Source organism: Streptomyces sp. SYP-A7185 (assembly GCF_046103685.1).
GTDB lineage: Bacteria > Actinomycetota > Actinomycetes > Streptomycetales > Streptomycetaceae > Streptomyces.
Window position 1 is genome coordinate 2,871,771 of sequence record NZ_CP122310.1, and the last position, 21,804, is coordinate 2,893,574.

Annotated in this window: 17 protein-coding genes and 1 tRNA gene; 12 read left to right on the top strand and 6 right to left on the bottom strand. The window is 68.9% G+C overall.

What is annotated here, in order from left to right:
* Positions 1–14: 14 nt before the first annotated feature.
* From QBL25_RS12640 to polA, 4 genes are all read right to left on the bottom strand, one after another.
* On the bottom strand, positions 15–149 hold the full coding sequence (locus QBL25_RS12640) for an SPW_0924 family protein (protein ID WP_383322959.1): 135 nt from the start codon (positions 147–149) through the stop codon (positions 15–17).
* 159 nt (positions 150–308) lie between these two features.
* A complete protein-coding gene (locus tag QBL25_RS12645) occupies positions 309–2,027 on the bottom strand; it encodes a lytic transglycosylase domain-containing protein (RefSeq protein ID WP_409057131.1) in 1,719 nt (572 codons plus the stop codon).
* A gap of 138 nt (positions 2,028–2,165) precedes the next feature.
* Complete coding sequence (locus QBL25_RS12650; protein ID WP_409057132.1) at positions 2,166–3,185, bottom strand: serine hydrolase; 1,020 nt, start codon at positions 3,183–3,185, stop codon at positions 2,166–2,168.
* 255 nt (positions 3,186–3,440) lie between these two features.
* Positions 3,441–6,182 carry a DNA polymerase I gene (gene polA / locus QBL25_RS12655; RefSeq protein ID WP_409057133.1) on the bottom strand — a complete coding sequence of 914 codons (2,742 nt, stop codon included), beginning with the start codon at positions 6,180–6,182 and terminating at the stop codon, positions 3,441–3,443.
* Positions 6,183–6,304: 122 nt separating this feature from the next.
* Between polA and QBL25_RS12660 the strand changes: the two genes are divergently transcribed.
* The 9 genes from QBL25_RS12660 (at position 6,305) to QBL25_RS12700 (ending at position 16,302) form a co-directional block, all read left to right on the top strand.
* Positions 6,305–8,599 (top strand): FdhF/YdeP family oxidoreductase, encoded by a 2,295-nt coding sequence (locus tag QBL25_RS12660; RefSeq protein ID WP_409057134.1) that lies wholly within the window; start codon positions 6,305–6,307, stop codon positions 8,597–8,599.
* Between the two features lie 46 nt (positions 8,600–8,645).
* On the top strand, positions 8,646–9,119 hold the full coding sequence (locus QBL25_RS12665; protein WP_409057135.1) for a PaaI family thioesterase: 474 nt from the start codon (positions 8,646–8,648) through the stop codon (positions 9,117–9,119).
* A 94-nt stretch (positions 9,120–9,213) separates the two neighbouring features.
* Complete coding sequence (locus tag QBL25_RS12670) at positions 9,214–9,624, top strand: hypothetical protein (RefSeq protein WP_409057136.1); 411 nt, start codon at positions 9,214–9,216, stop codon at positions 9,622–9,624.
* Positions 9,621–10,280 carry a Tat pathway signal sequence domain protein gene (locus QBL25_RS12675; protein WP_409057137.1) on the top strand — a complete coding sequence of 220 codons (660 nt, stop codon included), beginning with the start codon at positions 9,621–9,623 and terminating at the stop codon, positions 10,278–10,280. Before QBL25_RS12670 ends, QBL25_RS12675 begins: the two co-directional genes overlap by 4 nt.
* 255 nt (positions 10,281–10,535) lie before the next feature.
* The gene (locus QBL25_RS12680; protein WP_409057138.1) at positions 10,536–11,783 is read left to right on the top strand and encodes a branched-chain amino acid ABC transporter substrate-binding protein; all 1,248 of its coding nucleotides are present in this window, start codon (positions 10,536–10,538) and stop codon (positions 11,781–11,783) included.
* A 153-nt stretch (positions 11,784–11,936) separates the two neighbouring features.
* On the top strand, positions 11,937–12,866 hold the full coding sequence (locus QBL25_RS12685) for a branched-chain amino acid ABC transporter permease (protein ID WP_409057139.1): 930 nt from the start codon (positions 11,937–11,939) through the stop codon (positions 12,864–12,866).
* A gap of 5 nt (positions 12,867–12,871) precedes the next feature.
* Positions 12,872–14,716 carry a branched-chain amino acid ABC transporter permease gene (locus QBL25_RS12690; RefSeq protein WP_409057140.1) on the top strand — a complete coding sequence of 615 codons (1,845 nt, stop codon included), beginning with the start codon at positions 12,872–12,874 and terminating at the stop codon, positions 14,714–14,716.
* 3 nt (positions 14,717–14,719) lie between these two features.
* A complete protein-coding gene (locus QBL25_RS12695; RefSeq protein ID WP_409057141.1) occupies positions 14,720–15,589 on the top strand; it encodes an ABC transporter ATP-binding protein in 870 nt (289 codons plus the stop codon).
* On the top strand, positions 15,586–16,302 hold the full coding sequence (locus QBL25_RS12700) for an ABC transporter ATP-binding protein (protein WP_409057142.1): 717 nt from the start codon (positions 15,586–15,588) through the stop codon (positions 16,300–16,302). The genes QBL25_RS12695 and QBL25_RS12700 overlap by 4 nt, the downstream gene beginning before the upstream one ends.
* A 113-nt stretch (positions 16,303–16,415) precedes the next feature.
* Here the strand turns inward: QBL25_RS12700 and QBL25_RS12705 are convergent, their stop codons facing one another.
* On the bottom strand, positions 16,416–17,072 hold the full coding sequence (locus QBL25_RS12705) for a response regulator (RefSeq protein ID WP_344526157.1): 657 nt from the start codon (positions 17,070–17,072) through the stop codon (positions 16,416–16,418).
* Between the two features lie 98 nt (positions 17,073–17,170).
* Here QBL25_RS12705 and QBL25_RS12710 point away from each other — a divergent pair.
* The 3 genes from QBL25_RS12710 to QBL25_RS12720 all read left to right on the top strand — a co-directional run bounded on the left by QBL25_RS12710 (position 17,171) and on the right by QBL25_RS12720 (position 20,172).
* Positions 17,171–17,256 (top strand) — tRNA-Leu (locus tag QBL25_RS12710).
* Positions 17,257–17,338: 82 nt separating this feature from the next.
* On the top strand, positions 17,339–18,127 hold the full coding sequence (locus tag QBL25_RS12715) for a helix-turn-helix domain-containing protein (protein ID WP_409057143.1): 789 nt from the start codon (positions 17,339–17,341) through the stop codon (positions 18,125–18,127).
* Positions 18,128–18,246: 119 nt separating this feature from the next.
* Positions 18,247–20,172: an alkyl/aryl-sulfatase gene (locus tag QBL25_RS12720; protein ID WP_409057144.1), complete on the top strand. Its 1,926-nt coding sequence runs from the start codon at positions 18,247–18,249 to the stop codon at positions 20,170–20,172.
* Between the two features lie 97 nt (positions 20,173–20,269).
* On the opposite strand, the gene pyk is transcribed toward QBL25_RS12720, so the two are convergent.
* Positions 20,270–21,706 (bottom strand): pyruvate kinase, encoded by a 1,437-nt coding sequence (gene pyk / locus QBL25_RS12725; RefSeq protein ID WP_409057145.1) that lies wholly within the window; start codon positions 21,704–21,706, stop codon positions 20,270–20,272.
* Positions 21,707–21,804: the final 98 nt, after the last annotated feature.

The window sequence follows — 21,804 nt, forward strand, 5'->3', positions numbered from 1 at the left end:
CGGGCGGTGGACGGTCAGGGGTGCTTGGGGACGGTGGTGAGCAGGGGCTTCGGCGATGTCTCGCCGGGCGGGGCGCCCATCGCCGTGATCGTCAGGACCAGGGCGAAGGCGACGGCAAGACCGGTCGCGGCGGCGACGAGAGCGCGCATGCGGATCCTCCCGGCATGAACTGACAGGGCGTCAGGGCTGGGGCACCGTAGCAACGCGGCGGCCAGATGAGAACACGTCGCACACAGCGGAACGCCCCTCCGCCGTGGTGGCGAAGGGGCGTCGCGCGGAACGTTCCCCGAAGGGGTGTTTGTGCGGGTCTAGGCGGCCGGGGACGCGGCTGCCGCCACCTTCAGTTCGACGGTGAGCTGCGCGCCGCCCGCGGTGGTGACCCGCAGGAGGTAGGTGCCCGCCGCGTCGTCCGCGTACATCTTGGGGAGCTTGAGCACGCCGTTCGCGTCCGTCTTCAGGCCCTTGAGGGTGCGCACCGCCTTGCCGTCCGCGTCCTTGAAGTACGGGCCCTTGTCGTTGGCCGTGGCGTCCGTCGCCGACGTGACCATGGTGGCGGTGGCCGCGACACGGCCGGCGACCTGTCCCTTGTACGTCGCCTTGACCTCCACCTGGTCGGCGAACTCCTTGCCCGGCTCGCACGTCAGGGCCTTGTCGCTGGTCCTGGCGAGGGCGTCGGCCTGACGCGCGGTGACCGTCGCCTTGAAGCCGAGGGCGGGCAGCGAGCGTCCGACGACCGTGGCCCGGACCGTGAACTCGCCCGTCTTCTCGCCCGCCTTGAGCGCCGGGGCCGTGGCCTTGCCCGAGGCGCCCGTGGTGACGGTCGCGCTGGTGGCGCCGCCGGTGAAGCGTGCGTCGGTGTCGCCGACGATCGCGAACCTCACCTTGACCTTGGCCACGCCCGAGCCCGAAGCGGACTGCGTGCGCACCTCGACGCGCTCGGCGAAGGCGTCGCCCGCCGTCGCGGCGAGCTTGCCCGTGCCGGCGTTCTCCAGGCTCGCCACCCGCTCGACGGGCGTGGGGGTCTGGGAGCCGCCGCCGTTCGACGGAGGTGTGGTCGGTTCGCCGCTGCCACCGCCGCCCCCGGACGTCGGGGGCTTCGTGGGCTTGTCGCCGGGCTTGCCGTCGTCCTTGTCCTTGGGCGGCTTCGGCGAGGGCGAGCCGGACGCCGGGGGCGTGGGGGTCGTCGTGGGGCCCGTGCCCGGGGTGCGCGAGTCGCTGCGGTCGCTGGGCAGGACGCCCGTGCCGTCGGGGATCTCGTGGGTGCCCTTGCGGTAGTGCTCAAGCCACGTCAGGACCAGGTTCAGATACTCGGTCGAGTGGTTGTAACTCAGGATCGCCTTGTGCAGCTCGGCGTCGACGGAGAGGTCGCGGTCGTTCGCGCAGAGGTAGTTGCCCGCCGCGAGCGCGGCGTCGTAGATGTTGTTCGGGTCCTTCTTGCCGTCCGCGTTGCCGTCCTGCGCCCAGGTTTCCCACGTCGAGGGGATGAACTGCATGGGGCCGACCGCGCGGTCGTGCTTCGTGTCGTCGTCGTACGCGCCGCCGTCGGTGTCGGTGATCTTCGCGAAGCCGTTGCCGTTGAGGGCGGGGCCGAGGATGGGCTTCAGCGTCGTGCCGTTGGCGTCCACGCGGCCGCCGCTCGCCTGGCCGGACTCGACGTGGCCTATCGCGGCGAGCAGCTGCCAGGGGAGCTTGCAGCCGGGCTTGGAGGAGGCGAGGGACGACTCGGCCTTCTTGTACGCGTCCAGGACCGTGGCGGGTATGCCCGAGTCGCTCTCCTCGGCGTCGCCGGTGGGCGCTTCGGTCGGCGGGACCGGGCTCTTGAGGCGCGGCAGGTCGGTGTAGTAAGGGGAGTTGCCGGTCGCCGACTCCTCCGGTGGCGGTGTGGAGCCGGATGCCCCCGCTCGCTCCTCGCGGGGGATGTCCGTCACGCCCGGGGCCTGGGAGGCCGCGAGTGCGGCCACCGCCGCCGCGGCCACCGCGGTGGTCACCGCTCCCCTGCGCAACCGCCTGCCGAATACCGCCGCCATGACCGTGAATCCCTCCCCTTGACGACTGAGCCTGTCGCCGCCCGCTCTGCTGTACTTCCCCGTCGTGCTCCCCAGCGGGCCGACTCAGGCGACACTACGACAACTTCCGGCGCCCAGACACCCGTTCGTGCCCGGTATTTACCGGTTGGCCGTGTCCTGTTCGGGCGGCGCTTGCGTGGCGGCGCCCGCCGGCGCCTCGGCCGGGGCCGAACCGTCGGGGACTTCGCTGATTAGGTCCTCCGGGGTGAGCTCCTGCACCGCGGAGCGGCCCTTGCCGAGGGCGCGGTGCACCGCTTGGGCGACGCGTTCGATGGTACGGACTCCGTACTTCATCGTGGGGTTGTCGTGCGAGAGAACCACGATGCGGTACATGCGGGAGCGCACCTTCGCCCCGGTGCCCGAACCGCTTCCGGCGCGGGCGAACGCGCCGACGCTGTGCACCCGCCAGCCGTGCGTGGACCGGGGCAGCCAGCCGTTCTTCAGGTACGCCCGGGTGCCGCGCGGCATGCCGGCGGGCACGCCCCAGCGCTGGTCGCGGCGCACCTCGTTCAGCTGCTTCAGGCCGTACGCGCGTGAGCTCGCGCCGAGCAGGGCGCGGGTCCTGGTGCCGGTGAGGACGCCGAGGAGGCGGAGCTGGTCGGCGGCGGAGGTGCGGGTCAGGCCCCACAGGCCGTAGGGGTTGAGGGTGGTGGCCGCGGTGCCGGCGCGGTTCAGGAAGCGGGCGATGTAGGACTGGCCCAGGTCGTCGAAGAGGCGCCGGGCGGCGGTGTTGTCCGAGCGGGTGATCATCGGGCGGATCTTGCCGCGCTCCCAGGTGGTCAGGCCACGGCCCCAGTCCTGTGCGCGGCGGAGGGCGGCCTCCATGATCATGACTTTGGCGACGCTCGCGGTGTCGTAGCGGTGGCTTCTGCCGAAGGTGCAGCTGAGGCCGGAGGCGGGGTCGTGGAGGGCCACGGAGACGGTGCCCCGCCGGGCGGTCAGGACGGCGCGGATGTCGCGGGAGAGCTGGGCGGCGAGGGCGGGGTCGCTGCGGGCCGTGCAGGAGGCCGCGCGTTGCGCCGAGCTCGCCCTGGCGGCGGTCGCGGGGAGGGGGGTGAGCAGCGTGGTGACCAGTGCCGTGGCTATCGCTATGCGGCACTTTCGCAGGTGAAGGGCCATGCGGTCATCGTGGCGGGCGCCCCTGCACGGGGCACGAGGACAGGGACCACGCGAGTGAGGCCCTCCGGCGATGCCCCGTGCCCCCGCTCCTCACGGCCCGGGGCCGCCACAGTGCCCCGGAGCACTGCTCCGGGGCACCGCCCCGGGCTCTGGGCCCGGGGCGCCACACCGATGTCCGTGGGGCGGGCCGGGCCGCACGCCGGGCAGACGCGTCCCGCAGCGCCTGCCCCGGCCTGCCCCCACCGCCCCGCAGGGCTAGTGCGCGGCCGATTCCCAGTCCGGGCCCACGCCCACCGAGACGTCCAGCGGTGCTCGCAGCGACACCGCGCCCGCCATTTCGCGGCGGACCAGTTCTTCCACCTTGGTGCGCTCGCCCGGGGCGATCTCCAGGACGATTTCGTCGTGGACCTGGAGCAGCATGCGGGAGTCGAGTTCCGCTTCGGTCAGGGCGCGGTGCACGTTCAGCATGGCGATCTTGACGATGTCCGCGGCCGTGCCCTGGATCGGGGCGTTCAGGGCCATCCGCTCGGCCATCTCGCGGCGCTGGCGGTTGTCGCTGTTGAGGTCGGGGAGATAGCGGCGGCGGCCCAGCATCGTCTCCGTGTACCCCGTCGCGCGCGCCTCGTCGACGGCTCGGCGCAGATAGTCGCGTACGCCGCCGAACCGCTCGAAGTACGTGTCCATCAGCGCACGGGCCTCGCCCGCCTCGATGTTCAGCTGCTGGGAGAGGCCGAACGCGGAGAGGCCGTACGCCAAGCCGTACGACATGGCCTTGATCTTGCGGCGCATCTCGGCGTCGACGGCGGAGCGCTCCACGCCGAACACCTGGGACGCCACCGTCGTGTGCAGGTCCTCGCCCGAGGTGAACGCCTCCAGGAGGCCCTCGTCCTCGGAGAGGTGCGCCATCACGCGCAGTTCGATCTGGCTGTAGTCCGCGGTCATCAGGGACTCGAAGCCCTCGCCGACCACGAAGCCGCGGCGGATGGCGCGGCCCTCGTCCGTGCGGACGGGGATGTTCTGGAGGTTCGGGTCGGTGGAGGACAGGCGGCCCGTCGCCGCGACGGTCTGGTTGAACGTCGTGTGGATGCGGGTGTCCGCGGCGATCGCCTTGATCAGGCCTTCGACCGTGACGCGGAGCTTCGCCTGCTCGCGGTGGCGCAGCATGATGACCGGCAGTTCGTTCTCGGTCTGGGCCGCGAGCCAGGCCAGGGCGTCCGCGTCCGTGGTGTACCCGGTCTTCGTCTTCTTCGTCTTGGGGAGGTTCAGCTCGCCGAAGAGGACTTCCTGGAGCTGCTTGGGCGAGCCGAGGTTGAACTCGTGGCCCGCGGCCGCGTGGGCCTCCTTGACCGCCTGCTGCACCGCGCCGGCGAACTGCTGCTCCATCGCTTCGAGGTGCGCGCGGTCCGCCGCGATGCCGTGCCGCTCCAGGCGGGCCAGGAGCAGGGACGTCGGCAGCTCGATGTCCGTGAGGAGATTGCCCGCCCCGACCTCGGGAAGCTTCTCGCCGAAGGCGGCGCCCAGGTCCAGGATCGTCCGGGCCTGGTGCATCAGCGACTCGGCCTCGGCCCGGTCGTCCTCCTCCGTGCCGAAGGCGAGCTGGCCGTCGGGCGCGGACGCCGGCGCGAGCTCCCGGCCGAGGTACTCCAGGGACAGGGCGTCCAGGGCGAAGGAGCGGCGGCCGGGCTTGACGAGGTACGCGGCGAGGGCCGTGTCCATCGAGACGCCGTCGACCGTCCAGCCGTGCTCGGGGAAGACCCGCATCGTGGCCTTGGCGTTGTGCAGGACCTTGGGCTTCTTCGGGTCGCGGACCCAGGCCGCGAAGGCGTTCTCGTCGGCCTCGTCCAGGGCGGAGGGGTCGAACCAGGCCGCCGCTCCCCCGGCCGCCGCGAGGGCGACCTCGGTCACCGAGCCGGTGCCCAGCTGCCAGGTGTCGACCGTGGCCATGCCGAGGACCGCCTTGCCGTGCTCGGCGAGCCACGGCGCGAGCTCCCCGGCGCCGAGCACCGAGCCGTCCAGCTCCACGCCCGGCTCGGCCGGGGTCGCCTCGGCCTCCTGGGCGCCGGGGTCGACGGCCAGGAGCCGCTCGCGCAGCGAGGGGTTGCGGATCTCCAGGGTGTCCAGGACCAGGGCGAGGGCCGTGCGGTCGTACGCGGCGCGCTCCAGGTCGCCGACCTGCTTGGGGAGCTCGACGTCACGCACCATCTCCGTGAGGCGGCGGTTCAGCTTCACGGCGTCCAGGTGGTCGCGGAAGTTCTGTCCGGCCTTGCCCTTGACCTCGTCGGCGCGCTCCACCAGGTCAGCGAAGGAACCGAACTGGTTGATCCACTTCGCGGCGGTCTTCTCGCCGACGCCGGGGATGCCCGGGAGGTTGTCGGACGGGTCGCCGCGCAGGGCCGCGAAGTCCGGATACTGGCTGGGCGTGAGGCCGTACTTCTCCTCGACCTTCTCCGGGGTGAAGCGCGTCAGCTCGGAGACGCCCTTCGTGGGATACAGCACGGTCACGTGGTCCGTGATCAGCTGGAAGGAGTCGCGGTCGCCGGTGACGATCAGGACGTCGAAGCCGGCCGCCTCCGCCTGGGTGGCGAGCGTGGCGATGACGTCGTCGGCCTCGAAGCCGTCCACCGCGAAGCGCACGGCGTTCATCGCGTCGAGCACCTCGCCGATCAGCTCGACCTGGCCCTTGAACTCGTCCGGGGTCTTGGAGCGGTTCGCCTTGTACTCGGGGAACTCCGTGGAGCGCCACGTCTTGCGCGAGACGTCGAAGGCGACCGCGAAGTGCGTGGGCGCCTCGTCGCGCAGGGTGTTCGCCAGCATCGACGCGAAGCCGTAGATCGCGTTCGTCGGCTGGCCGGTCGCGGTCGTGAAGTTCTCCGCGGGCAGCGCGAAGAACGCCCGGTAGGCCAGGGAATGCCCGTCCATGAGGAGCAGGCGCGGACGCTGCTCGCCACTCGGCTTCGTCGCGGTCTCGGACTTCTTCTTCGCTGCTTTTTCTGCCACGTCCCCGATCCTGCCACGCCCCACTGACAGTCCGGCCCAACCCTCACCCGCGACCACGCCGTCAGCGGCGCGTGGGAGGATCGCGGACGTAGCTCACGCACGTGCTCGAAGGGGAGCCGACCATGGCAAGGAAGTCGCCCAAGGGTGATCCCGTCCAGGACGCGCCGCAGGTCGCGCCGGCGCAGCACGCCGCGGCGGGCCTTCCCGCCATCGGGCACTCGCTGCGCATGGCCCAGCGGCAGATGGGCGTGCGCCGCACGGCGCTGACGCTGCTACGGGTCAATCAGAAGGACGGCTTCGACTGTCCCGGCTGCGCCTGGCCCGAGCCGGAGCACCGGCACGCGGCGGAGTTCTGCGAGAACGGCGCGAAGGCGGTCGCCGAGGAGGCGACGCTGCGCCGCGTCACGCCGGACTTCTTCGCCGCGCACCCCGTCACCGACCTCGCCACCCGCAGCGGGTACTGGCTGGGCCAGCAGGGCCGCCTCACCCACCCGATGTACCTGGCGGAGGGCGCCGAGCGCTACGAACCCGTCTCGTGGGAGCAGGCCTTCGACATCGTCGGCGAGGAACTGGCAGCCCTGAAGAGCCCGGACGAATCCGTCTACTACACCTCGGGGCGCACCAGCAACGAAGCGGCGTTCCTGTACCAGCTGTTCGCCCGTGAGCTGGGCACGAACAACCTCCCCGACTGCTCGAACATGTGCCACGAGTCGTCGGGCTCCGCGCTCACCGAGACGATCGGCGTCGGCAAGGGCAGCGTCCTCCTGGAGGACCTCCACCAGGCGGACCTGATCATCGTCGCCGGGCAGAACCCGGGCACGAACCACCCGCGCATGCTCTCCGCCCTGGAGAAGGCGAAGCACGGCGGCGCGAAGATCATCACGGTCAATCCGCTGCCCGAGGCGGGCCTGGAGCGCTTCAAGAACCCGCAGACCCCGCAGGGCATGCTCAAGGGCACCGCCCTCACCGACCTCTTCCTCCAGATCCGCCTCGGCGGCGACCAGGCCCTGTTCCGGCTCCTGAACAAGCTCGTCCTGGAGACCGAGGGCGCGGTCGACGAGGAGTTCGTCCGGGAGCACACCCATGGGTACGAGGAGTTCGCCGAGGCCGCGCGCCGCGCCGACTGGGACGAGACCCTCGCCGCCACCGGCCTGCCCCGCGAGCGCATCGAGGAAGCACTCGCCATGGTCCTGGCCTCCCGGCGCACCGTCGTGTGCTGGGCGATGGGCCTGACCCAGCACAAGCACGCCGTGCCGACCATCCGCGAGGTCGTCAACTTCCTGCTGCTGCGCGGCAACATCGGCCGTCCGGGCGCGGGCGTGTGCCCGGTGCGCGGGCACTCGAACGTCCAGGGCGACCGCACGATGGGCATCTTCGAGCGGCCCGCGCCGGCGTTCCTGGACGCCCTGGAGAAGGAGTTCGGTTTCGCGCCGCCGCGCGAGCACGGCTTCGACGTCGTCCGCGCGATCGAGGCGCTGCGGGACGGCAAGGCGAAGGTGTTCTTCGCGATGGGCGGCAACTTCGTGGCGGCCTCGCCGGACACGGACGTCACGGAGGCGGCCATGCGCAAGGCCCGCCTGACCGTCCACGTGTCGACGAAGCTGAACCGCTCGCACGCCGTCACCGGCGCCCGCGCCCTGATCCTGCCGACGCTCGGCCGCACCGAGCGGGACGTGCAGGTCACCCCGGAAGGGAAGCACGCCGAGCAGTTCGTGACCGTCGAGGACTCCATGGGCATGGTGCACGCCTCACGCGGCCGTCTGGAGCCCGCGAGCCCGCACCTGCTGTCCGAGCCCGCGATCGTGTGCCGCCTGGCCCGCCGCGTCCTCGGCCCCGCTTCCGCCACCCCCTGGGAGGAGTTCGAGAAGGACTACGCCACGGTGCGCGACCGCATCGCGCGCGTGATCCCCGGCTTCGAGGACTTCAACGCGCGCGTGGCCGACCCCTCGGGCTTCGCCCTGCCGCACGCCCCGCGCGACGAGCGGCGCTTCCCCACGGCCACCGGCAAGGCCAACTTCACCGCGGCGCCCGTCGAGTTCCCCGCCCTCCCCGAGGGGCGGCTGCTGTTGCAGACGCTGCGCTCGCACGACCAGTACAACACCACGATCTACGGCCTGGACGACCGCTACCGCGGCATCAAGAACGGCCGCCGCGTCGTCCTGGTCAACCCCGAGGACGCCCGCGAGCTGGACCTCGCCGACGGGTCGTACGCCGATCTGGTCAGCGAGTGGAAGGACGGCGTCGAGCGGCGCGCGCCGGGCTTCCGGATCGTGCACTATCCGACGGCCCGGGGCTGCGCGGCGGCGTACTACCCCGAGACGAACGTCCTGGTCCCGCTGGACGCGACCGCCGACACCAGCAACACCCCCGCCAGCAAGTCCGTCGTCGTACGCCTGGAACAATCGGGAACCGACTGAGCGTTCGCTCAGCGACAGGTGAGGACGACGAACGGAGCCGGGCCCCATGGGCGAGCAGCACAGCGTGAAGTTCCCGCAAGAGGTCATCGACGAGTACGCCGCGCTCGGCGTGGACCTGCCCGCCCTCTTCTCGGCGGGCGACCTGGGCAGCCGGATGGGCGTGGAGATCGTCGAGGCGTCCGCTGAGCGCGTCGTGGGCACCATGCCGGTCGAGGGCAACACCCAGCCGTACGGCCTGCTGCACGGCGGCGCCTCCGCCGTGCTCGCCGAGACCCTCGGCTCGGTCGGCTCGATGCTGCACGGCGGCAGCTCCAAGCTCGCCGTCGGCGTCGACCTGAACTGCACGCACCACCGCGGCGCGCGTTCGGGCCTGGTCACCGGCGTGGCGACGCCCGTGCACCGGGGTCGCTCGACGGCGACGTACGAGATCGTCATCACCGACGAGCAGGACAAGCGCGTGTGCACCGCGCGGCTGACCTGCATGCTGCGCGACGTGCGGCCCAACGGCTCGGCGGGATAAGGCGGTTGGCGCGGGGCGCGCCCGCATCGGCCCAGGCCGAGCGGGTGCGCCCCACGCATTGTCGGAGCCAGGGCCGCCGGTCTAGCGTCGGTGCATGAGGCACCGGAAACCGCTCAGTGCGCTCGCCTTCGCCACCCCTCTCGCCGCTCTCCTGGCGGCCCTCCTCACCACCGCCGGATGCGGGAGCCCGCCCTCCGGCGAAGCCCCCGAGACCACCCCCGCGCCCTCCCCCTCGACCACCTCCCCCGAGGACCTCTGCACGGCCCTGATCACCAAGTGGGGGCGGCAGATCTACGACGCGGGCCAGGAGACGTACGGCGACTACCAGTCGATGGGCCTGTCCAACGGGCAGTACATGATCCTGCGGGACACCCTCGACCTGGCCCGCGCCGAGCGCAAGCGCCACGGGGCCGCCTCGGGACGGAAGTTGATCACCCGTCAGGCCCGCGAGCGGTGCGCGGAGCGCTACCGCCACGGTGAGCCGAGCGGGGGGCCGTGGGTGTGAACGCCATCGGCCCCGTCGAGCCCGGTGACCACACCTACGACGCCCGCACCGCCGCCACGGACCCCGGCACCGGCCCCGACCAGGACCGCGACCCGGACCAGGCCGCCGCACGCCGCGCGCGGTCCCGCCCGCCGCTCACCCCGCGCCGCCGCACCGCCCTGGCCGTCGCCACGGCCGTGGCCGTCGCAGCCGCCGGTTTCGGCCTCTACGTGACCCGCCCGCGCCCCCCGGCGCCCCCTCCCCCGCTCTACCCCTCGCAGACGGTCGCCGTGGCCTACGGGGGCGACATGACGCACCCGCGGGCCGGTGACCGCACGTTCAGCTTCACCGTCGTCGTCCGCCAGGACTCGGGGCCGCCGGTGTCCGTGCGGCGGATCACACAGCCCTCGGAGGCGCTGTCGGTCACCGTCGCCCCCCATACCCCATTCACGGTGAATACGGGAAGACCCCGGACGGCACGTATCTCGATGCACATTCGCGAATGTGGAAATGTGCAACGGAATGCCGGACTCCCTTTCCTGGTCGTAACACTGCGTAATGTGCGGGCAATGCAGTTGCAGAGCTTCATCCTCGGCGAGAGATACGCAAAAGATCTTTCGGAGGCCCTGACAGCCGCATGCCCCCCGAACACTGATGTCATGAGTAAAACACCCTGACAGTCCTGCAAGTTCTCAGCATGCGGGATGCGCCGAAGATGGCGCATTACGCCCCAACCACCCCCTGAGTTCCAGCCCGGAATACTCCGTGGCATAACAAGAGCGTCACACCTTTGGCCTGACCACTCCACCAGGAACAAAGCGCCCCTTAGAGTCACGGCCAGTCACCGCGCCCACCGGATTCCTGTCAGTTCGGTTCTGCGCTCGACTCGGCCACCCAACAGGGGACGGCCGTGCCAGGGGAAAGGACTGATCGTGCGTCAACGTTCGCTCATAGCCATCACCGCTGCACTCACCGCGGGGGCACTCAGCCTCACCGCCTGTGGCTCACGCGACGACAAGGACAAGGACGAGGCCGGGGGCGGCGGCACCACCGTGGTCATCGGCGTCGACGCGCCACTGACCGGCGACCTGTCCGCGCTGGGCCTCGGCATCCGCAACTCCGTGGACCTCGCCGCCAAGCAGGCCAACGAGAAGAAGTACGTCGACGGCATCACCTTCAAGGTGCAGCCCGCCGACGACCAGGGACAGCCCGCGTCGGGCCAGACCAACGCGACCAAGTTCGTCGCCAACAAGGACATACTCGGCGCCGTCGGCCCCCTGAACTCCTCCGTCGGCGAGTCGATGCAGAAGGTCTTCGACGACGCGAAGCTCGTCCAGGTCTCCCCCGCCAACACCAACCCGGCCATGACCCAGGGCCAGGACTGGAACGGCGGCAAGAAGGTCCGCCCGTACAAGGCCTACTTCCGTACGGCCACCACGGACGCCATCCAAGGCCCCTTCGCCGCGCAGTACCTGTACAACGAGGCGAAGAAGAAGAAGGTCTTCGTCGTCGACGACAAGAAGACCTACGGCGCCGGCCTGGCCGCCACCTTCAAGGACGAGTTCACCAAGCTCGGCGGCAAGGTCGCCGGCACCGAGCACGTGAACCCGGACACGAAGGACTTCGGCGCGGTCGCCACCAAGATCAAGAACTCCGACGCGGACGTCGTCTACTACGGCGGCGAATACCCCGCGGCCGGCCCGCTCAGCAAGCAGATGAAGAAGGCCGGAGCCAAGATCCCGCTCGTCGGCGGAGACGGCATCTACAGCGCCGACTTCGTCAAGCTCGCCGGCAAGGAAGGCAAGGGCGACTACGCCACCTCCGTCGGCCAGCCCGTCGAGGAACTGCCCTCCGCCAAGGAGTTCATCGCCAACTACAAGAAGGCCGGCTACAAGGAGGCCTACGAGGCCTACGGCGGCTACTCCTACGACTCGGCCTGGGCGATCATCGAAGCGGTCAAGAAGGTCGTCGAGGACAACGACGGCAAGCTGCCCGACGACGCACGCGCCAAGATCGTCGACGCCATGCAGAACGTCTCCTTCGACGGCGTGACCGGCAAGGTCTCCTTCGACAAGTACGGCGACGCCACCAACAAGCAGCTCACCGTGTACCAGGTGAAGTCCACCGAGGACCCGACCAAGGGCTGGAAGCCGGTCAAGTCCGGCACCTTCACCGGCTGATCGACCGCGCAGCCAACGACACCACCGCGCGGGGCGCTGCCTCATGCAGCGCCCCGCGCGGCGTCGCATCCGTCACCTAAGCCGTACGGCCAGCGAGGCCCACCGCCACCGCACCGCAGGCCGAACGACACCGAAAGACTCGGAGGACCTGCGGTGCACGAACTGCCGCAACAGCTGGTCAACGGCCTGCTACTGGGATCCATGTACGGCCTGATCGCCATCGGCTACACAATGGTCTACGGCATCGTCCAGCTCATCAACTTCGCCCACGGCGAGATCTTCATGGTCGGCGGCTTCGGCGCCCTCACCGTCTGGCTGTGGCTCCCGGGCGGCACCAGCATGTGGCTCGCCCTGCCGCTCATGCTCATAGGCGCCGTGATCGTCTCCACCCTCATAGCGGTCGGAGCCGAACGCTTCGCCTACCGCCCCCTGCGCGGCGCACCCCGCCTCGCACCCCTCATCACCGCCATCGGCCTCTCGCTCGCACTCCAGCAAGCCGTCTGGGCCTGGTACCCCAACGCCAAGTCGTCCCGCACCTTCCCCGAAATGCCCGGCGACTCCATCCACCTCGGCTCCGTCACCATCCAGCCCGGCGACATCTTCCTGCTGATCACCGCACCGATCTGCATGTTCGCCCTCGGCTACTTCGTGATGAAGACCCGCGTCGGACGCGGCATGCAAGCCACCGCACAAGACCCCGACACCGCCAAACTCATGGGCGTCAACACCGACCGCGTCATCGTCGTGGCCTTCGCGATCGGCGCCGCCTTCGCCGGCATCGCCGCCGTCGCCTACGGATTCCGCTACGGAGAAGTCCAGTTCCGCATGGGCTTCCTCTGGGGCCTCAAGGCCTTCACGGCAGCCGTACTCGGAGGCATCGGCAACATCTACGGCGCCATGATCGGCGGCCTCGTCCTCGGCATCGCCGAAGCCATGGCCACCGCCTACATGAACGACATCCCCGGCATGAGCCAGCTCGGCGGGCAGTCCTGGGCCGACGTCTGGGCCTTCGTACTCCTCATCGTCGTACTCCTCGTCAGGCCACAAGGTCTCCTTGGCGAGCGCGTCGCGGACAGGGCGTGACCACCATGACCACACAGACCACTGCGGCCGACGCGCCCAGCCCCCAGCAGGACCACACCCGCACCGGACTCATCGCCATCCCCGAGGGCACCGCCCGCGCCATGGCCACCGGCGGCGGCATCCTCACCATCATCTCCACCTTCATGGCGTGGACCTGGACCTCGGCCTTCCCCGGCGACCTCACCGTCTACGGATACCCCGGCGGCCTCCAGGTGCTCGTCCTGATCGCCGGCGCCCTCACCACGGTCTTCGGCCTCGCCTCCTACGGCGTCAAAGGCGTCCGCGGCCTCGCCCCCGGCGGAGCCGACGCCGCACTGAAATACGCGGCACTCGCCGCCTTCGCCACCACCTGGTACACGATCATCTCGATCAGCTACCAGCTCGGCGGCCTCGCCAACCTGGAACCCGGCGGCTGGGTCGCCGCCATCGCCACCCTCGGCGCGTTCCTCGGCGCCCTCGCCCTGCCCTTCACCCGCCCGCACACCTACGCGGTCGACCCCGAAGACAGCGGCAGCGAACAGCTCAAGCACCGCCTGCGCAACGGCGTGATCATCTTCAAGGGCGCCTTCGCCGCCGAAGCCCCGCCCACCCCGCGCAAACTCCCCAGCTACATCGAGATCCTGATCATCGTCGCCGCACTCGCCGTCGGCCTGCTCGTCTTCACCTACGGCATCGGCACCGAATACGACGAACTCTTCATCGGCTTCCTCGTCACCGTGGCGTTCAGCTTCGCCGCGCTCTCCAAAGCCGGCCTCGTCGCCCAGGTCTCCACCTACACCGCACGACACCGCAACATCACCCTCGGCGGCGCCTTCGCCGCCGCCGCGGCCTTCCCCTTCACCCAGAGCGACGACCAGTACGCCACCATCGGCGTCTACATCCTCATCTTCGCCACCGTCGCCCTCGGCCTGAACATCGTCGTCGGCCTCGCCGGCCTCCTCGACCTCGGATACGTCGCCTTCCTCGGCGTCGGCGCCTACGCCGCATCCATGGTCTCCGGATCGCCGTCCTCCCCCTTCGACGTCCACCTGCCGTTCTGGGGCGCCATCCTCGTCGGCGCAGGAGCCTCGCTCATCTTCGGCGTCCTCATCGGCGCACCCACCCTGCGCCTGCGCGGCGACTACCTCGCCATCGTCACCCTCGGCTTCGGAGAGATCTTCCGCCTCGTCGCCATGAACTCCGACGGCACGTCGGGCCCGGACATCACCAACGGCTCGAACGGCATCTCCTCGATCCCAAACCTGAAGATCCTGGGCTTCGACCTCGGCGCCGAACACACCATCCTCGGCGTCACCATCGGACGCTTCGCGAACTACTTCTTCCTGATGCTGCTCATCACCCTCGTCGTCGTGCTGGTCTTCCGGCGCAGCGGCGACTCCCGCATCGGACGCGCCTGGGTCGCCATCCGCGAAGACGAGACCGCCGCACTCGCCATGGGCATCAACGGCTTCCGCGTCAAGCTCATCGCCTTCGCACTCGGCGCCACCCTCGCCGGACTCGCCGGCACCGTCCAAGCACACGTCACCTACACCGTGACACCCGAGCAGTACCAGTTCGCCAACACCGTCCCGCCGAACTCCGCGTTCCTCCTCGCCGCCGTCGTCCTCGGCGGCATGGGAACCATCAGCGGACCCCTCGTCGGCGCCGCACTGCTCTACCTCATCCCGAGCAAGCTCTCGTTCCTGGGCGACTACCAGCTGTTCGCCTTCGGCCTCGCGCTCGTCCTGCTCATGCGCTTCCGCCCCGAAGGCCTCATCCCCAACCGCCGCCGCCAGCTCGAATTCCACGAAGCCGAACTGGCCCCCGGCGACACGCCGCCACCCACAGTCCTCAGCAAGACAGGGGCCTGAGCCATGACCACCGACACCACCACCAGCAAGGACAGCCCCGCCGCCACGCCGGCCGGAGAAACCGTCCTCGACGCCAGAGGCGTCACCATGCGCTTCGGCGGCCTCACCGCCGTACGCTCCGTCGACCTCACCGTCAACAGCGGCGAAATCGTCGGCCTCATCGGCCCCAACGGCGCCGGCAAGACCACCTTCTTCAACTGCCTCACCGGCCTCTACATCCCCACCGAGGGCGAAGTCCGGTACAAAGGCACGGTCCTGCCCAGCAAATCCTTCAAGGTCACCGCGGCCGGCGTCGCCCGCACCTTCCAGAACATCCGCCTGTTCGCGAACATGACGGTCCTGGAAAACGTCCTCGTCGGCCGCCACACCCGCACCAAGGAAGGCCTCTGGTCAGCCCTCCTGCGCGGCCCCGGCTTCCACAAGGCGGAGGCCAAGTCCAAGGCACGCGCCCTGGAACTCCTCGAATTCGTCGGCCTCGCCGACAAGGCCGACCACCTCTCCCGCAACCTGCCCTACGGCGAACAGCGCAAGCTGGAAATCGCCCGCGCACTCGCCAGCGAACCCGGCCTCCTCCTCCTCGACGAGCCCACCGCCGGCATGAACCCGCAGGAGACCCGCGCCACCGAGGAACTCGTCCTCGCCATCCGGGACATGGGCATCGCCGTCCTCGTCATCGAGCACGACATGCGCTTCATCTTCAACCTGTGCGACCGCGTGGCCGTACTCGTCCAAGGCGAAAAACTCGTCGAAGGCGACAGTGAAACCGTCCAACAGGACGACCGCGTCATCGCCGCCTACCTGGGCGAGCCCTTCGAAGGCGCCCCCGGCAGCACAGACGCCGACGCGACGGGCGACGAGGAGAACAACCGATGACCGCACTGCTCGAAGTCGAAGACCTCAAGGTCGCCTACGGCAAGATCGAAGCCGTCAAAGGCATCTCCTTCAAGGTCGAAGCCGGCGAGGTCGTCACCCTGATCGGCACCAACGGCGCAGGCAAGACCACCACACTGCGCACCCTCTCCGGACTCCTCAAGCCGGTCGCGGGCTCCATCAAATTCAACGGAAAAGCACTGCGGAAATACCGCGCCGACCAGATCGTCTCCCTCGGCCTCGCCCACTCCCCCGAGGGCCGGCACATTTTCCCCCGCATGACGATCGAGAACAATCTGCGGCTCGGCGCATACCTCCGCAGCGACAAAGCCGGCATCGAAAAAGACATCGCACGCGCCTACGAGCTCTTCCCCATCCTCGGGGAACGCCGAAAGCAAGCCGCGGGCACGCTCTCCGGCGGCGAACAGCAAATGCTCGCCATGGGCCGCGCCCTCATGTCCCAGCCGAAACTGCTCATGCTCGACGAGCCCTCCATGGGACTCTCACCGATCATGATGCAGAAGATCATGGCGACCATCTCCGAACTCAAATCCCAGGGCACGACCATCCTGCTCGTCGAACAGAACGCCCAAGCGGCGCTCTCGCTCGCCGACCACGGTCACGTCATGGAGGTCGGCAAGATCGTCCTGTCCGGCACCGGAAGCGACCTGCTGCACGACGAGTCCGTGCGCAAGGCGTACCTCGGCGAGGACTAGGGACCGGCGTCCCGGCCTACCCCGAGTAGCCCGCGTACGAGGAAGGCCCGCACCCCGAATCTCCGGGGTGCGGGCCTTCCTCGTACGTCCGCGAATTCGTCCACGGGAGGGAGCTACTGCCCCTTCGCCGCCTTCTTCTCGTCGGCGTCCTCGATGACCGCCTCCGCGACCTGCTGCATCGACAGACGGCGGTCCATCGACGTCTTCTGGATCCACCGGAACGCGGCGGGCTCCGTCAGGCCGTACTCCGTCTGAAGGATCGACTTCGCGCGGTCCACCAGCTTCCGCGTCTCAAGACGCAGGGTGAGGTCCGCGACCTCCTTCTCCAGCGTCTTCAGCTCCGTGAACCGCGAGACGGCCATCTCGATCGCCGGGACGACGTCGGTCTTGCTGAAGGGCTTCACGAGATACGCCATCGCGCCCGCGTCCCTGGCCCGCTCGACCAGGTCACGCTGCGAGAACGCGGTCAGCATGAGCACCGGGGCGATGGACTCCTCGGCGATCTTCTCGGCCGCGGAGATGCCGTCCATGACGGGCATCTTCACGTCCAGGATCACCAGGTCCGGCTTGTGCTCGCGGGCCAGCTCGACGGCCTTCTCGCCGTCACCGGCCTCGCCGACGACGGTGTATCCCTCTTCCTCGAGCATCTCCTTGAGGTCGAGCCGGATGAGAGCCTCGTCCTCGGCGATGACGACACGGGTCGTCAGCGGAGGCACGTGCGACTTGTCGTCGTCATCGGCTACGGGCTGGGGCGACTCGGGGGAAGTCACGGGGGCTCCTTGTTGCGGGCCGGGCAGGTATTGCTGCCTCTGCAGCCTACCTAGCTGCAGCTGCCCACGGTGACCCGGTATAGTTCCGGCCGTGTGCTGCCGGGTTGGTGGAACGGTATACACGGAGGTCTCAAACACCTCTGCCTGAAAGGGCTTGCGGGTTCGAATCCCGCACCCGGCACCAGCGTGCAAAGCGGATGTTCACGTTCTCGTGAACATCCGCTTTTTGCTACTCACTGACACGGCCGATCACGCAGAGTCGTGTCATGAAGTTCCACGACACGGAGGTGCGTCAAAAGGCCCTCACGCTGCTGCGAAGCGGCTCGAAGAATGCCGAGGTCGCCCGCCGGCTGAATGTCCCGAGCGGCACCATCGCGTACTGGCGGCACATGGACCGCGCCAAGCGCGGGGAGTGCCCCGGCAGACTCGAGCCCGCATGCCCCCGGTGCGACGGCCGCGATCTCGACGGACCGGCGTATGCCTACCTCCTCGGGCTCTACCTGGGAGACGGGCACATCAGCCGGTACTCCGGCCACCGTGTCCCCAACCTCATGATCACCTGCACTCAGTCCTGGCCGGGCCTCATGGACGCCTGCGAGCAGGCCATGAGCGCCGTCTTCCCGGACAACTCCGTCTGCCGCGTACGGAGGGCAGGGTGCAGCAACGTCAAGGTCTACTCGAACCACCTGGGCTGCATGTTCCCCCAGCACGGCCCCGGCAAGAAGCACGAGCGCACGATCGCTCTGGAGCCCTGGCAGCAGGAGATCGTCGACGCCCACCCCTGGGAATTCGTGCGCGGGCTCATCCATTCCGACGGGTGCCGGAACATGAACTGGACGACTCGCGTCGTCGGCGGGGAGCGCAAGCGGTACGAGTACCCCCGGTACTGGTTCACCAATGTCTCCGACGACATCCGCACGCTCTACACCGACACCCTCGACAAGCTCGGCGTCGAGTGGAAGCACTGCACCCGCCACGGCAACCCGTACAACATCTCCGTCGCCCGAAAAGCATCCGTGGCCCTCATGGACACCCACGTCGGTCCCAAATACTGACCCGCTCCCGGCCCGCGCAATAGGACGGGTCACTCCCCTGCCCCGCCCGGCCTGGGAGCTGTCCCAAATCGGCGGTGAACCCTTGCCCCGCCCTGCTCCCCGCTGCGATCTTCGGCCGCATGACTCCCTTGAACCGGCGTAGCTTCGTCGCTGCCGCCGCGGGTGCTGCCGCAGCAGCCGTGGCCATGAATCCGCAGACCGCCTCAGCTCTCGACGGCGATGGTGAGGGCGGTGGCTCCGGCAGCGGCAGCGGCGGGGACGACTTCGCCGATGCCGACAAGGGGTTCATCGCGGCGCTCACTCCGGGGGTGGTGAAGAACGCCGAGGGCAAGGTCGTCTGGGACAACGACGCGTACGGCTTCCTCAAGGGTGATGCTCCGAAGTCCGCGCACAAGAGTCTGTGGCGGCAGTCGCGGCTGGTGTCGAAGCAGGGGCTCTACAAGGTCACGGACCGTGTGTATCAGGTGCGGGGTCTTGATCTGTCGAACATGACGATCGTCGAGGGTGACACGGGGATCGTGGTCATCGATCCGCTGATCTCGGCCGAGACGGCCGCCGCCGCGCTGAAGCTGTTCCGGGAGCACCGGGGCGAGAAGAAGGTCACCGGGCTCGTCTACACGCATCCGCACGTGGACCATTTCGGTGGTTGCCGTGGTGTGCTGCCGGACGGCGCGGAGGACGGTGTGCCGATTCTCGCTCCGGAGGGGTTCATGGAGCACGCCGTGTCGGAGAACGTGTATGCCGGTACGGCGATGCAGCGGCGCTCCGGGTACATGTATGGGGCGCGGCTTCCCAAGTCTGCGGCGGGGCAGATCGGTTGTGGGTTGGGGCAGACGGTTTCGGTGGGGTCGATCGGGTTGTTGCCGCCGACGAAGGACATCACGCGGACCGGTCAGGTGGAGACGGTCGACGGGGTGCGGTTCGAGTTTCAGATGACGCCGGGGACGGAGGCGCCGGCGGAGATGAATTTCGTGCTGCCGGAGTTGCGTGCGGTCTGTATGGCGGAGAACGCGACGCACACGATGCACAACATCGTCACGTTGCGTGGGGCGCAGGTGCGGGATGCGCGGCAGTGGGCGCGGTATCTGGACGAGTCGGTGGTGTTGTTCGACGGGCGGGTCGATGTGGCGTTCGCTTCGCATCATTGGCCGACGTGGGGTGGGGACACCATTGTGGAGTTGTTGGAGCAGCAGCGGGATTTGTATGCGTACATGCATGACCAGACGTTGCGGATGATCAATGCCGGTATGACGGGGCGGGAGATCGCGGAGGAGATCGAGTTGCCGCCCGCGCTGGCCGGTGTGTGGGCGAATCGGGGGTATTACGGGTCGCTGAGTCATAACGTGAAGGGGATTTATCAGCGGTACATGGGGTGGTTCGACGGTAATCCGGCGCATTTGTGGGAGCATCCGCCGGTCGAGGAGGCGAGGCGGTATGTGAAGGCTCTGGGGGGTCGTGCGGCGACGGTGGCGAAGGCGAAGGCGTTCGCGCGCGGGGGTGATCGGCGGTTCGCGGTGACGTTGCTCAATCATGTGGTGTTCGCGGATCCGGGGCATCGTGCGGCGAAGGCCGAGCTTGCGCGGTTGTACGTGGAGTTGGGGCAGGCTTCGGAGAACGCGGTGTGGCGGAACTTCTATTTGATGGGTGCTCAGGAGTTGCGTGGGGGTGTGGAGGCGTCGCCGGCTTCGGTGGTGAGTGCGGATCTACGGATGGCGCTTTCCGTGGATCAGTTGATCGATTCGGTGGCGGTGCGGGTGAACGGGCCGAAGGCGTGGGATCTGGTGGTGCGGATGGACTGGAGCCTTCCGGCGTTGGGGAGGGTCTGGCATCTGACGTTGCGGCACGGTGTGTTGACGTATCGCAGTGATGCGAAGAGGGATCCGGGGGCGGGTGTCACGTTGACGATGACGAAGGCTCAGTTGCTCGGGATGTTGGGTGGGAAGGGGTTGGGGGGCATCGTCGTCGAGGGTGACGCGTCGCTTCTGGCGCGTCTGCTGGGTGTGGTGGACAAGCCTGATCCGGATTTCGCGATCGTGACGCCGTGAGGGGGCGCGGGGGCGGGCGCGGGGGCCGGGGCTGGCGGGCATGAGTGAGGGGCCGCTTCTTTCCGAAGCGGCCCCTCAACTCACGCATGGCACACGGCTACTTGGGGCTGTCGTCCTCGCCGATGTGGTGGATGCGTACGAGGTTGGTGGAGCCGGCGACTCCGGGTGGGGATCCGGCGGTGATGACGACCACGTCGCCCTTCTCGCAGCGTCCGTATTTGAGGAGGAGTTCGTCGACCTGGCGGACCATGGCGTCGGTGGATTCGACGTGGGGGCCGAGGAAGGTCTCGACGCCCCAGGTGAGGTTGAGCTGGGAGCGGGTGGCCCGGTCGGGGGTGAAGGCGAGCAGGGGGATGGGTGAGCGGTAGCGGGAGAGGCGGCGGACGGTGTCGCCGGACTGGGTGAAGGCGACGAGGCATTTGGCGCCGAGGAAGTCGCCCATTTCGGCGGCGGCGCGGGCCACGGCGCCGCCTTGGGTGCGGGGTTTGTTCCGCTCGGTCAGGGGCGGCAGGCCCTTGGCGAGGATGTCTTCCTCGGCGGCTTCGACGATGCGGCTCATCGTGCGGACCGTTTCGATGGGGTATTTGCCGACGCTGGTCTCGCCGGAGAGCATGACGGCGTCGGTGCCGTCGATGACGGCGTTGGCGACGTCGGAGGCTTCGGCGCGGGTGGGCCGGGAGTTGTCGATCATCGAGTCGAGCATCTGGGTCGCGACGATGACGGGTTTGGCGTTGCGCTTGGCGAGTTTGATGGCGCGCTTCTGGACGATCGGCACTTGTTCGAGGGGCATTTCGACGCCGAGGTCGCCGCGGGCGACCATGATGGCGTCGAAGGCGGCGACGATGTCGTCGATGGCTTCGACGGCTTGTGGCTTTTCCACCTTGGCGATGACGGGGAGGCGGCGGCCTTCTTCGTCCATGATGCGGTGGACGTCTTCGATGTCGCGTCCGCTGCGGACGAAGGACAGGGCGATGACGTCGAATCCTGAACGCAGGGCCCAGCGCAGGTCCGCTTGGTCTTTGTCGGAGAGTGCGGGGACGGACACGGCGACGCCGGGGAGGTTGAGTCCCTTGTGGTCGGAGACCATGCCGCCTTCGACCACGGTGGTGGTGACGCGGGGCCCGTCGACCGCGGTGACCTCAAGGGTCACTTTGCCGTCGTCGACGAGGATGCGTTCGCCGGGGGTGACGTCTTCGGCGAGGCCGCCGTAGGTGGTGCCGCAGGTCTGGCGGTCGCCTTCGACGCCTTCTTCCACGGTGATGGTGAACTCGTCGCCCCGTTCGAGAAGTACGGGGCCTTCGCTGAAGCGGCCGAGGCGGATCTTCGGGCCTTGAAGGTCGGCGAGGATGCCGACGCTGCGGCCGGTCTCGTCGGACGCCTTCCGTACGCGCTGGTAGCGCTCCTCGTGCTCGGCGTAGGTGCCGTGGCTCAGATTGAATCGGGCCACGTCCATTCCGGCTTCGACCAGTGCCTTGATCTGGTCGTACGAGTCGGTGGCGGGGCCCAGGGTGCAGACGATTTTTGCTCGGCGCATGTTTCGAGCCTAGGCCTTACCGGCCGGTAGAGAATTGGCTGGGCATGACTACTCAACAACCTTTGCATGAAAGGTTATTGACAAGTGTTGAATTGTGC